This window comes from Cupriavidus sp. FW305-46, from assembly GCF_058787075.1.
This window is the reverse complement of the sequence record NZ_JBYSZI010000074.1, coordinates 15,831-27,084: the sequence shown is the minus strand read 5'-3', so window position 1 is coordinate 27,084 and position 11,254 is coordinate 15,831. Positions and strand designations below refer to the sequence as shown.

Below are 11,254 nucleotides of genomic sequence, written 5' to 3'. Positions count from 1 at the left end.
CGTGTGGGGCTGCCGGCTGCCTCGCCCTGTTCTGTCCCGTCGGGCCGGATAGGCCCGACGGGCACCCGCCGTCTTGCGGCGGCAGGGGGCAGTGCTTGGCTGTTGCTTACTTGATGACCGTCTTGGCTTCCTTGACCAGCTCCGGCGACAGCGTGACGCCTTGCTTGGCGGCGGCGCCCGTGTTGACGAACAGTTCCAGGTTGTCGCTGGTCTGCGAGGCGATCGCGCCCGGCTTCTCGCCCTTCAGGATGCGCACCACGACCTTGCCGGTCTGGTGGCCCAGGTCGCCGTAATTGATGCCCAGCGCGGCCACGGCGCCACGCTTGACGCTGTCGGTATCGGCGGCAACCAGCGGGATCTTGGATTCGTTGGCGACCTTGACCAGGGACTCATACGCCGACACCACGTTGTTGTCGGTGTTGGTGTAGATCACGTCGACCTTGCCGATCAGGCTCTTGGCGGCCGGGCCGATGTCAACGGTACGCGGCGCGGCGGCTTCCTTGAGCGTCAGGCCGTCCTTGGCCAGCAGCTCCTTCAGTTCCTTGACCACGACCACCGAGTTGGCTTCGCCCGGGTTGTAGACCATGCCCACGGTCTTGGCCTTGGGCACCACGCGCTTGATCAGCGCGACCTGCTTGTCCAGCGGCAGCTTGTCCGACACGCCGGTAACGTTGGTGCCCGAGGCCGACCAGCTCTTGACCAGCTGCGCGGCGACCGGATCGGTCACGCCCGAGTACACCACCGGCACGCTCTTGGTGGCGGCAACCACGGCCTGGGCCGACGGGGTGGCGATGGCAACGATGGCGTTCGGGTTGTCGCCGACGAACTTGCGGGCGATCTGCGCTGCGGTGCCGGTGTTGCCCTGGGCGCTCTGGTATTCCCACTTCAGGCTCTTGTCGGCGTCATAGCCGGCGGCCTTCAGTTCGGCGCGCACGCCGTCGCGGATGGCGTCCAGCGCGGGGTGGTCGACGATCGACAGCACCTTGACGGTCTGGGCCTGCACGGCGCCGCCATACAGCAAGGCCAGCGCCACGGCGCCGCCCAGGATCGACTTGGTTGCTGCGAGACCCTTGATGGATTTCATTATCTGTTCTCCCCCGAAACTCGGTTCTGGATTGGATACGGCCGCGGATGGTTCGGTCCGCTGTCCTGGCCCGTGCGCATGCTGGCGCACAGTGCCGGTCCGGGCGGGCGCGGCGGCTTCCTGCGGCTGGAGGGAGCGTGCGCGGGCGCGTCGGATGCGACAGCGATAAGCCTGCGAGGATACCACTTCCCGCGCACGAAATGGACAGTCATCATGACGAAGTGGGGCATCGGATGCTGCCAGACGCCCGCTATCCGCCATCGAGGCGCATTTTATTGCGCGGGATTCATATTTTGCCTGTGGATTACCCTGATTGCGGCGGCGACATCTTCATGCAATTGCGCGATCCGGGTGTCGAGGCTCTCCTCGAAGTCCCGACTGTCGCCGGCATGAGGAAAGCGATGCGGCACGCGCCACATATTGGCGCTCGAAGCGGGGATCTTGAATTCACGTTTCGAAAAGATTCATGTCTTCCGATCGATATCCGGAATTTCAGATCAGCTAGCATTCATCCACCGCGGCAGCGCCGGGACGACACAGCGCTGGATGCGCGAGCGATGGTATGCATTGTCCTCCGTGATGGCATCAAAACCTGTGAGGTTCGCTATGTATCGTGTCTTGAGTATTGCCGTGCTGGGGGTCTCGCTTGCGGCGTGCAGCAGCCTGGCGCCGACGGCTTCGGCTCCGGTCACCCAGTCCGCGTCCGTCCAGCCCGCGGCTTCAGCTGAACCGGCGGCTGCCAGCAAGCCGGCAGCCAATGCCGTGGACCCGGCGGTGATCCAGGCCCTGAACAAGATGGGCACCTACCTGTCGACGCTGAAGCGTTTCAGCGTCGATATCGACCTGGACGGCGAGCGTGTCCTGGCCGATGGCCAGAAGCTGCAGCATACGGCGACCGCCAGGATCGACATCGACCGGCCCAACAAGATGCGGGCGCAGATGCGAAGCGCGCGCGCGCAACGTGACCTGATCTACGACGGCAAGACCGTTACGCTTTACCAGCCGGCGCAAAAGTACTACGCCTCAGCCGGCGTAACGGAAAACCTTGGTGATCTGATCGTTCATCTGCGCCAGCGCTTCGGGATCGAGGTGCCGATCGGCGATCTGTTCCTGTGGGGAACGCCCGCGGCACCGGTGGGCAACATCACCTCGGCCATGTATGCGGGCAGCGACTACATCGATGGCACGCTCTGCGATCACTATGCCTTGCGCCAGGGGGCGGTCGACTGGCAGATCTGGATCGCAAGCGGCAACCGTCCGGTGCCGCGCAAGGTGGTGATGACCAACCGGGCTGACGAGGCACGTCCGCAGTCGGTGACCTGGCTGGACTGGAAGCTGAAGCCGGCTTTCAAGGATTCCGTCTTTCACTTCACGCCGCCACAGGGCGCCCGTGAGGCCAAGTTTGTTCCGCTCAAGACCCAGTGAAGGAGAGACACATGAAACGAGTCGAAAAGTCCCTCCTCGCGGTCCTGGGGGCAGTCGTGCTTGCCACCTATGCCTGGGTACCGCAGGCTGAAGCGCGTGGCGGCGGCCACGCCGTGGGGCGCGGCGGTGGCGGCGCACCGGTCGGCAACGTGCGGGCCGACGCGCGCACCAACAATGTCCGCAGCGCCAGCGTGAACAGTGTCAATGCCAACCGGAACGTCAACATCAATACGAACCGGAACGTCAACGTCAATGTCGACACGCATGGCGGATGCTGCGGCGGCTGGGACAACGATTACCATCCGGTCGCCACCGCTGCCGCCGTTACCGCAACGGTGGCTGTGACCGCGGCTGTAGTGGGTTCGGTCGTGCGCTCGGTCCCGCCAAGCTGCGTCCCGGTCAGCTATGGCGGCATGGTGTACCAGCAGTGCGGCAGCACCTGGTATCAGCCGCAGGGAACCCAGTACGTTGTGGTGAACGCTCCGTACTGACGCGGCCGGCTGCTATGGGTTGAGCCGCGCCAGTCCTGCCTGACGATGCCGGCTCAGCCGCGCAGCGCTGCGGCGCACTCGCGCACCAGCGCCGGGCCGCGGTAGATCAGGCCGCTGTAGACCTGCACCAGCTTCGCGCCGGCGTCGATCTTGGCGCGCGCATCGGCGCCGCCGAAGATGCCGCCCACGCCGATGATCGGTACCGCGTCGCCGACCACGCCGTGCAGCGCGCGCACCACCCGGGTCGAGGCCTCGAACACCGGGCGGCCGGATAGGCCTCCGGCTTCCTCTGCATGCGGCAGGCCCTTGACCGCCTCGCGCGAGATGGTGGTGTTGGTGGCGATCACGCCGTCGATCTTGTGCCGCACCAGCGCGTCGCCGATATTGCCGATCTGGTCGGCATCCAGGTCCGGCGCGATCTTCAGCGCCAGCGGCACGTAGCGCTTGTGCTGGTCGGCCAGGCGCTGCTGCGCGTCCTTCAGCGTCGACAGCAGGCTGTCCAGCTCGCTCGCGCCTTGCAGCTGGCGCAGGTTCTTGGTGTTGGGCGACGAGATATTGACCGTCACGTAGCTGGCGTGCGGGTAGACGCGTTCCAGGCAGTAGAGGTAGTCATCGTTGGCGCGCTCGATCGGCGTATCGGCGTTCTTGCCGATGTTCAGCCCCAGCACGCCGCCCTCGGCCTTCCAGCGCGAGGCCCGCACATTGGCGACAAAGGCATCGACGCCGCCGTTGTTGAAGCCCATGCGGTTGATCAGCGCATCCGCTTGCGGCAGCCGGAACATGCGCGGGCGCGGGTTGCCCGCTTGCGCGCGCGGCGTGACCGTGCCCACCTCGATAAAGCCGAAGCCGAACGCGGCCAGCCCGTCGATATAGGCGCCGTCCTTGTCCAGCCCCGCGGCCAGGCCGACCGGGTTGGGGAAACGCACCCCAATGACCGTGCGCGGGTCGTCGGCAATCCTGTTGCCGATGCAGCCCGCCAGGCCCATGCGATGGGCGCGCAGCAGGTTGTTCAGCGTGAAATGGTGGGCGTCCTCGGCATCCATCGAGAACAGGGCGGGGCGAAACAGGGGGTAGAGCGCGTTGAGCACGGGGGGGCAGGGCAGAGTGAATACCAGGCCCGCATTGTAGCGGCTGGGCCGCATACCCGGTCAGTGCGCGGCCGGATGCCGCGACCCGGCTATTCCCGGGTGGATGCAGGCGCGGGGCTGCCCGCATCCCCGGCTTCGTCCTCGAACGCATGCCAGTGGTTGCCGGTCAGCACCTGCAGCGGCCGGAAGCGTGCCTTGTAGGCCATCTTGCGGCTGTCGGCGATCCAGTAGCCCAGGTAGAGGTGCGGCAGGCCCAGCTCGCGCGTCTGGCGGATCTGCCACAGGATGTTGTAGGTGCCATAGCTGGCGTTGCGTTCGAGCGGATCGTAGAAGGTGTAGACCGACGACAGCCCGTCGTCGAGCACGTCGATCATGCTGACCATGCGCAGGCGCCCGGCCTCGGGCGAGCCCGGCGGTTCGCGGAATTCCACCAGGCGCGAGTTGACGCGGCTCTGCAGCAGGAACTGTTCGTACTGGTCGCGGCTGTCCTGGTCCATGCCGCCGCCGGCGTGGCGCATCGACTGGTACAGCAGGTACAGCGAATAATGCTCTTCGACATAGGTTAGCGGCGCCACCAGTGCCTGCAGGTGCTGGTGGCGGCTCCAGGCGCGGCGCTGCGAGCGGTCCGGCACGAACTGGTCCACCACCACGCGGCATGGCGTGCAGGCGTGGCATTCGTCGCAATACGGTCGGTAGGTGAAGATGCCGCTGCGGCGAAAACCGGCGCGCACCAGGCGTGAATAGACGTCGGCATTGATCAGGTGCGCCGGGGTGGCGACCTGGGAGCGTGCCATGCGGCCGTCGAGATAGCTGCAAGCGTAGGGCGCCGTGGCATAGAACTGCAGCGCGGAGAGCGGAAGTTCCTTCAGCTTGCTCATGACTCAGGGGGCTCCGGGCGGGACGATGCGGCCGGACGCGCAGTCAGCGGGGCGTCCCGTGCCAGGTTTCAGCCGGCCGGCGCGGCTGGCGTCCCGGCCCAGCGCTCCAGCACCGATTTGTCGAACCGCCACGGACTGATCGCCGGCAGCGCCGTCGCCGCCCGCACATGGGCCACGAACTCTGCGCGGGGGATCGGGCGCGCACCCAGCGAGGCCAGGTGGTCGGTTTCCTGCTGGCAGTCTATCATCGCCACGCCGTGATTGCCGAGGAACGCGCACAGCGCCGCCAGCGCGATCTTTGAGGCATCGGTGCGGTGCGCGAACATCGATTCGCCGAAGAACATCCGGCCCAGCGCCACCCCATACAGGCCGCCCACGCGTTCGCCGCGGTACCAGCTTTCCACCGAATGGGCCATGCCGTTGCGGTGCAGCGTACCGTACGCGGCAATGATGTCGTCGGTGATCCAGGTGCCGTCCTGGCCGTCGCGCGGGGTGGTCGCGCAGGCGCGCATCACCGCCAGGAAGTCGTCGTCGACGCGGATCTCCCAGTCAGCGTCGCGCAGCACGCGGCGCAGGGTCTTGCGCAGGTTGAGCGAGACGCGCAGCGCCGGCGGGGGCAGCACCATGCGCGGATCGGTGCTCCACCACAGCACCGGCTGGCCGCTCGAATACCACGGGAAGATGCCCTGGCGGTACGCCAGCAGCAGCCGCTGGGGCGACAGGTCGCGGCTGGCCGCCAGCAGGCCGGGGGCTTCGGAATCGGGCCCGAGCGCCTCGTCAACCGGCGGAAACGGGTCTTGCGGGTCCAGCCAGGCAATCATGCGGGCTGCGCCGTAGGGCGATGCGCGGCGGCCGCGCCGCTCAGGGCGTGACCGTGGCCCGGCTGGTCAGCGGGCGCATGGGCTTGTCGATATCCAGGCTGTGCAGCCGGAAGCTGCCGTCCTGCAGCCGGCCGGCGGCGCGGTCGGCAAAGAAGCAGCGCAGGGTGTGGATCACGGTGGGGAACGCCAGTTCATCCCAGGGCACATCGGCCTCTTCGACCAGCTTGACCTCCAGGCTTTCCTCGCCGGGGGCGATATCCAGGTCGTCCAGCGTGGCCAGGTAGAAAAGATGCACCTGGTGCACATGCGGCACGTTCAGGATCGAGAACAGTTCTCCGACCTGCACGCGCGCGCCGGCTTCTTCCAGCGTCTCGCGCGAAGCAGCCTGCGCGGTGGTTTCGCCAATCTCCATGAAGCCCGCAGGCAGGGTCCAGAAACCGTAGCGTGGCTCGATGGCGCGCTTGCACAGCAGTATCTTGTCCTCCCACACCGGGATCGTGCCGACGACGTTGCGGGGATTGACGTAGTGGATGGTGCCGCAGTTGTCGCAAACACTGCGCGGGCGGTTGTCGCCGTCAGGCACGCGCAACACGACCGCATGACCACAGTTCGAGCAGAATTTCATGAGGGGCGTCCGGGAGGAATGGCGAAAGTGTATCACCCTCGGGGATGGGGCCGGCAGGGGTCAGGGTCTCTGGGTCGCTCGACTGTGGACACTCATGCATTTCGTTGCAGATCCCCAGGACCCTTGTTATGAAGATTCCATATGTGATTTAAGGCAACCCGTAAGGACAGCACTTGCATCGCGCGATAAAAATGTGTGATTTGCGTTCCACTGGAAAGGAGCGGCATTGTCACGGCAGACCAAGAACCGCCGACCTTGCGGGTACGTCCTCCACACAGCACCAGATATCCATGAGCGGGAGGAGGCGTAATGCCGGATATTCGCTATGCACTCCGGCATGGGGACAAGACGAGCCCCAACGGCGTGCTTATCGGGACCGGGCAGAGCTTCTTTCATCATGGCGTGACAGTAGGCGTCGAGGGGGATTATGCGACTTGTCCTGCCTGTAAAGCTGGGGGGCGGTGATGAACGATTGCTATCCCGCCTTCGATATTCACGGTAAGCAATTGCTTGTGAGCGGAGTCCGAGTCTATTGCAAATGTGAGACGAAGCCTTTCGTCTTGCCGTCGCAAATGGATTTCAGAATTGAAGTTGCACGGACGAGTATGGCATCCGTTTCGCCGGCACAACATATGTTGCTGCGCAAGCGAATGTAGATTCACCTGAGATTGTTGAGCAATACTTTGAAATTACCGATGAAGACGGGCAGCCAGTCGAAGGTTATCGCTACGATCTGTTTGTTGATGAACAACAGGTGGCTCGAAACCGGAATATATTAAACGGACGTACCATCGCTGTCGCGGGAAAGCACGATCTTCGGCTCGTTATGTGGCTGGACAAGACTGGGCAGGAGTGTGCATGCCAGAAAAGCTTGATGCCGAAACCCGCTTGCTGGCGGCCATTGCATATGGTGAGTCTTCAACGGCGGATGTATTCGAGGAGATGGCGGCTATCGCAAACGTAATGGTTCGTCAAAGCAAAGCTCGGGGGTACAGTACTATTTCTGGCTTTACTGCCAAGGAAAAATCTTTTTCGTTTGTGGTGACGGATGGCAATAAGCGATACAAGAAGCTGTATACAGCTAAGGAGGGGGAAATCGAAAAATCGCCGCCGATGTCCGATGCTGTGAAGGCCGCAAGGAATGCGTTGTCAGGTGGGGTGGATTATTCAAATGGCGCATATTTTTGGGATGGTGCGGATATAAAGTCGAATTACAAGAATCATTTCAAGGTTGGGCGAGGGATAAAGTTCACTGACTCGTCGCATAATATTTATGGAATTAAGGAGTCGCGGAAAGTGGTGAAGAAGGAGAAAACAACAAAGACGAAGGTAAATGGAAGGATCGAGGTCAAGAAGGAGGAGATCTGGCGCTACGATCATATCTGCGAGTCGACGGCAGCGTATGGCGGAACGATATTCTGGAGGCAAGCTCCGGACTACTTGAAATATACCCACTCAAAGGAGTATCTATGAAGAGGACGCTGGTATTTTTTGCTGGCGTGGTGTTGTCATCAGTTGCGGCGGCGCAAGTGCCGGAGTCAGTTGTGAATAGTTGCGTTCTGCTGCAGGGCGTAGATGCATCGACGACGTACCAGGAGCTCGGGGGCGACGGGATACTTATCGAGGATGACATGCCGGGTTATGTGATGCTCGTCTATCGACGCAATGGCGTTGATTTTGGATATGCATCGAGCAAGAAGAATTCGGGGGACCTTTTGATAGTCGGACGGCAAAGAGCGTCCATCCTCGGTGCAAAGCGCGCAGGCACAGAGCGGCCGGAGAGATTCGAGCCCGCTCAAGCACTTTACGGGTTCGTTCAGCGGAAGGCTCGGAAGTATTTTTGCGTGGCGTCCACCTTTGAGGGGGTGGGGCGCAGCGGTTCATTTCAAAATGTACGGGCCGCGTATATCGCAGAGTTGACCGGCTCGCATGCTGCGCCGAGGATCAGGGCGCTCTACTATGCCGTGCGGGATATTCGGAAGATCAAAGCTGATGGCAGGGCCGTGCCCACAATGCCGTAGGCACCGCACACCAGGGCCGCCCGCTTCTCGGAGGAGAAGGCGCCGGAACGCGAAGCCTCGCTTCCTGCATGTGACAGAAAACAAAAAACCCGCCGGAGGCGGGTTTTATCTGCTTGGACGGTACCGCTGATACGCATCATGCGGTTGGTTGCGGGGGCAGGACTTGAACCTGCGACCTTCGGGTTATGAGCCCGACGAGCTGCCAACTGCTCCACCCCGCGTCCGTCGAAGAAAAGATTATATGGCATCTGGTTGCGCAATGCAACACCTGTTTAAAAATACCTTCCAGCGGTGCGCATTGCCGCCTGCCATAACGATTAGATCGCCGGCACGGGGCAGAGGTTCAGCCCTTGCCAGTGCTATCGGTTGTGCGCTGCCACAGCGCGGCCTCGAACTCGAAGCTGTCGCGTTGCTGCAGGTCGTCGCGCTGCCAGATCACGCGGTCGCGGCGCACCGTCAGCATCCAGGTGGTGGTGGCCAGCGGCGCCGGGTGTGAGAACGCGCGCGGGGTCAGCACCGCGCCGCAGGGGCCATGCCGGGGATCGCGCACGGAGGTGTAGCGGATCATGCCAAGGCCGGCCTCGCGCGCGATGCGGCCGAAGGCCTGGCAGGGCTCGTGGTGGTCGGGGTCGGTCCAGGTGGCGTGGTCCTGGTCGAACGGCGGTGTGTCCAGTGCCACGCCCCAGGTGTCGACGCGCACTTCGAACAGCGTCTGCGCGCGGGCGTCGATGCGCGGCAGCGCGGGGCTGTCGTTGAGGAAGCGCCAGCGCCAGTAGCCGAGTTCGGCGCAGGCGGTGCGGATCTCGTTGGCGCCGTAGAACACGCCCGGATCCTGGCTGGCGCGAAAGCGCGAGCCCCAGGGCGAGGGCGGATAGCGGAACGGGGTGAACAGCAGGTAGTGCAGGTGGCGTGCCTCGGCGGGCACTGCTGGTTTGCCGGCGTCGAGCACGGCTTCCAGCACAGCCTGTTCTTCCAGGCTGTCGACCAGCGGCATGGTGGATACGACGTGCTGGGCCTCCACCGCCCGCCACAGCGTGAGCGCGAACTGCCTGCGCTCAGATGCGACCGCGGGTGGCGTCCAGGTAGTGAACGACACGGACCAGACCTTCCGTTGTGCGGATCATTTCAAGGGGCTTGCCGCCCAGCGCCAGGTTTTCATTGGTCAGCCACAGCCGGGCCTGGTCGCCGTGGCCCAGGATGGCATCGAGCGATCGGAACAGGCGCACGAACAGAACACCGAATTCCCACTCCTTGCGGTGCGCATCGAGCACATAGCCGCCAGATGCCATGCGCGATACCGATGCCGTGCTGATGCCCAGCACGCTTGCCACCACCGCCTGGCTGATGCCGAGGAAGCCGGCGGCGCGCATCACCGCCTTGGTCAGCGTGGTGCCGGGGTCGGGGCCGCCGGCGGGATCGGTTTCCGGAATCCGCCTGGATTGCATCGCCATCACTCCTGTTTCTTCAGAAATATTATAGGCGATGCATTTCAGAAGGGAAGCGATTGCTGAAAAGCCAGCAAACTACGGCGGCGTCAGTAGGTCTCGATATGGAGCCGGCCCTCCGCTTTCATTGCGGCCTCGATCTCCGGCCACGCGTGCCCGGCGCCGGCGCACACCACTTCGAATGCCTCGAGCACGCCTGCCTCCATGCCCTTCAGTCCGCAGATATAGACATGGCCGTTGGGATCGGCCAGCAGCGCGGCGGCGCTGTCCGCGGCATCGCGGATCGCGTCCTGCACGTAGCGGCGCGGCGCGGCGGGATCGCGCGAGAAGGCGAAATGGATGTCGAGGAAATCCTTGGGCAGCTTCAGCAGCGGGCCGAAGTAGGGCAGTTCGTTGGCGTTGCGCGCACCGAAGAACAGCTGCCGGCGCCCGCCGAAGTGCGCCATGTTGCGGCGCATGCGCTCGGTCATGGCGCGCATCGGGGCTGAGCCCGTGCCGGTGCAGATCATCATGATGCTGGCCTCGGCATGGTTGGGCATCAGGAAGGTCGATCCGAACGGCCCCACCACCTGTACGCTGTCGCCCTTGGCCAGGTCGCACAGGTAGTTGGACGCGACGCCCCGCACCGGCTTGCCGTCGTGGTCCTGGTCGACCCGTTTGACGGTCAGCGCCAGGTTGTTGTAGCCCGGGCGCTCGCCGTCGCGTGGGCTGGCCACCGAGTACAAGCGGATGTAGTGCGGCTTGCCCGACGCATCCGTGCCGGGCGGCACGATGCCGATCGACTGGCCTTCCAGGATCGGGAAGAAGTGCGTGCCGAAATCCAGCACGATATGGTGGATGTCGCTGGATGCGTCCTCGGCGGTCAGCCGGTAGTTGCCGGCCACGGTCGCCGTGACCGGCGCGCGCGCGCCATGCAGGTTCACATAGGGATGGGCCGCCGACCACGGCGCACGCGGCGAGGTGTGGCGGCTGGTTTCCACGGACTGGATGGCGGCGTCGGGCGCGGCGCCGGTTGCGGTGCCGCCGCTGAGGGTTGCCTGCGGCGCGTCACCCAGGTCGGCCAGTTCCGGCAGCGGCACTTCGGCCGGCAACTCGTCCCACAGCAGTTGCGCCTCGATCGGGTAGGCCTGGCCGCGCAGCATGGTGCGCCAGTTGTCGATGGCGCCGGTCGGGCAGGGCGACAGGCAGGCGTTGCAGCCGTTGCACACGTCCGCCCTGACCACGTAGTTGCGGTCGTCGTGGGTGATGGCATCGATCGGGCAGGTGTCCTCGCAGGTATTGCAGCGGATGCAGATTTCCGGATCGATCAGGTGCTGCTTGATGATGTCGGGGGCGCCCATGGCGTGTCTCCGGTGGCTCCTGGCCTGTCCTTGTGG

At 64.1% G+C, this 11,254-nt stretch carries 12 protein-coding genes and 1 tRNA gene; 4 read left to right on the top strand and 9 right to left on the bottom strand.

Features of this window, described 5'->3' with window-relative positions:
- Window positions 1–106: 106 nt before the first annotated feature.
- The gene (locus AC3WON_RS27240) at window positions 107–1,084 is read right to left on the bottom strand and encodes an ABC transporter substrate-binding protein (RefSeq protein WP_035815710.1); all 978 of its coding nucleotides are present in this window, start codon (window positions 1,082–1,084) and stop codon (window positions 107–109) included.
- Window positions 1,085–1,525: 441 nt separating this feature from the next.
- On the opposite strand from AC3WON_RS27240, the gene AC3WON_RS27235 reads away from it, so the two are divergent.
- Window positions 1,526–2,509: a DUF2092 domain-containing protein gene (locus AC3WON_RS27235; RefSeq protein WP_492320530.1), complete on the top strand. Its 984-nt coding sequence runs from the start codon at window positions 1,526–1,528 to the stop codon at window positions 2,507–2,509.
- Between the two features lie 11 nt (window positions 2,510–2,520).
- Window positions 2,521–3,000, top strand: a complete 480-nt coding sequence (locus AC3WON_RS27230; RefSeq protein WP_492320531.1) for a hypothetical protein — start codon at window positions 2,521–2,523, stop codon at window positions 2,998–3,000.
- A gap of 53 nt (window positions 3,001–3,053) precedes the next feature.
- On the opposite strand, the gene AC3WON_RS27225 is transcribed toward AC3WON_RS27230, so the two are convergent.
- The 4 genes from AC3WON_RS27225 to AC3WON_RS27210 all read right to left on the bottom strand — a co-directional run bounded on the left by AC3WON_RS27225 (window position 3,054) and on the right by AC3WON_RS27210 (window position 6,412).
- Window positions 3,054–4,088: a quinone-dependent dihydroorotate dehydrogenase gene (locus tag AC3WON_RS27225; protein WP_492353122.1), complete on the bottom strand. Its 1,035-nt coding sequence runs from the start codon at window positions 4,086–4,088 to the stop codon at window positions 3,054–3,056.
- An 89-nt stretch (window positions 4,089–4,177) separates the two neighbouring features.
- Window positions 4,178–4,966: an arginyltransferase gene (locus tag AC3WON_RS27220; protein ID WP_492320533.1), complete on the bottom strand. Its 789-nt coding sequence runs from the start codon at window positions 4,964–4,966 to the stop codon at window positions 4,178–4,180.
- Window positions 4,967–5,034: 68 nt separating this feature from the next.
- The gene (gene aat, locus AC3WON_RS27215; protein ID WP_492320534.1) at window positions 5,035–5,787 is read right to left on the bottom strand and encodes a leucyl/phenylalanyl-tRNA--protein transferase; all 753 of its coding nucleotides are present in this window, start codon (window positions 5,785–5,787) and stop codon (window positions 5,035–5,037) included.
- 40 nt (window positions 5,788–5,827) lie between these two features.
- The gene (locus AC3WON_RS27210; protein ID WP_011615057.1) at window positions 5,828–6,412 is read right to left on the bottom strand and encodes an NUDIX hydrolase; all 585 of its coding nucleotides are present in this window, start codon (window positions 6,410–6,412) and stop codon (window positions 5,828–5,830) included.
- A gap of 858 nt (window positions 6,413–7,270) precedes the next feature.
- Between AC3WON_RS27210 and AC3WON_RS27205 the strand changes: the two genes are divergently transcribed.
- Together AC3WON_RS27205 and AC3WON_RS27200 are read left to right on the top strand one after the other, a co-directional pair.
- Complete coding sequence (locus AC3WON_RS27205) at window positions 7,271–7,885, top strand: hypothetical protein (protein WP_492320536.1); 615 nt, start codon at window positions 7,271–7,273, stop codon at window positions 7,883–7,885.
- Window positions 7,882–8,433, top strand: a complete 552-nt coding sequence (locus tag AC3WON_RS27200; protein ID WP_492320537.1) for a hypothetical protein — start codon at window positions 7,882–7,884, stop codon at window positions 8,431–8,433. The genes AC3WON_RS27205 and AC3WON_RS27200 overlap by 4 nt, the downstream gene beginning before the upstream one ends.
- Before the next feature lie 145 nt (window positions 8,434–8,578).
- Here AC3WON_RS27200 and AC3WON_RS27195 read toward each other — a convergent pair.
- From AC3WON_RS27195 to boxA, 4 genes are all read right to left on the bottom strand, one after another.
- Window positions 8,579–8,654: transfer RNA gene (locus tag AC3WON_RS27195), tRNA-Met, on the bottom strand.
- A gap of 122 nt (window positions 8,655–8,776) precedes the next feature.
- Window positions 8,777–9,529, bottom strand: coding sequence for an RES family NAD+ phosphorylase (locus AC3WON_RS27190; protein ID WP_492320538.1), 753 nt, complete (start codon window positions 9,527–9,529; stop codon window positions 8,777–8,779).
- Entirely contained in the window at window positions 9,489–9,878 is a 390-nt protein-coding gene (locus tag AC3WON_RS27185) for an MbcA/ParS/Xre antitoxin family protein (RefSeq protein ID WP_035815700.1), read from the bottom strand. Before AC3WON_RS27185 ends, AC3WON_RS27190 begins: the two co-directional genes overlap by 41 nt.
- Window positions 9,879–9,967: 89 nt before the next feature.
- Complete coding sequence (gene boxA / locus AC3WON_RS27180; protein WP_492353121.1) at window positions 9,968–11,218, bottom strand: benzoyl-CoA 2,3-epoxidase subunit BoxA; 1,251 nt, start codon at window positions 11,216–11,218, stop codon at window positions 9,968–9,970.
- Window positions 11,219–11,254 lie beyond the last annotated feature (36 nt).

What these genes read in the sequence shown, in the direction of transcription:
- AC3WON_RS27220 (WP_492320533.1), bottom strand. Translation starts at nt 4,966, where the DNA reads ATGAGCAAGCTGAAGGAACTTCCGCTCTCCGCGCTGCAGTTCTATGCC.
- aat (WP_492320534.1), bottom strand. Translation starts at nt 5,787, where the DNA reads ATGATTGCCTGGCTGGACCCGCAAGACCCGTTTCCGCCGGTTGACGAG.
- boxA (WP_492353121.1), bottom strand. Translation starts at nt 11,218, where the DNA reads ATGGGCGCCCCCGACATCATCAAGCAGCACCTGATCGATCCGGAAATC.
- AC3WON_RS27185 (WP_035815700.1), bottom strand. Translation starts at nt 9,878, where the DNA reads ATGCAATCCAGGCGGATTCCGGAAACCGATCCCGCCGGCGGCCCCGAC.
- AC3WON_RS27210 (WP_011615057.1), bottom strand. Translation starts at nt 6,412, where the DNA reads ATGAAATTCTGCTCGAACTGTGGTCATGCGGTCGTGTTGCGCGTGCCT.
- AC3WON_RS27205 (WP_492320536.1), top strand. Translation starts at nt 7,271, where the DNA reads ATGCCAGAAAAGCTTGATGCCGAAACCCGCTTGCTGGCGGCCATTGCA.
- AC3WON_RS27200 (WP_492320537.1), top strand. Translation starts at nt 7,882, where the DNA reads ATGAAGAGGACGCTGGTATTTTTTGCTGGCGTGGTGTTGTCATCAGTT.
- AC3WON_RS27230 (WP_492320531.1), top strand. Translation starts at nt 2,521, where the DNA reads ATGAAACGAGTCGAAAAGTCCCTCCTCGCGGTCCTGGGGGCAGTCGTG.
- AC3WON_RS27240 (WP_035815710.1), bottom strand. Translation starts at nt 1,084, where the DNA reads ATGAAATCCATCAAGGGTCTCGCAGCAACCAAGTCGATCCTGGGCGGC.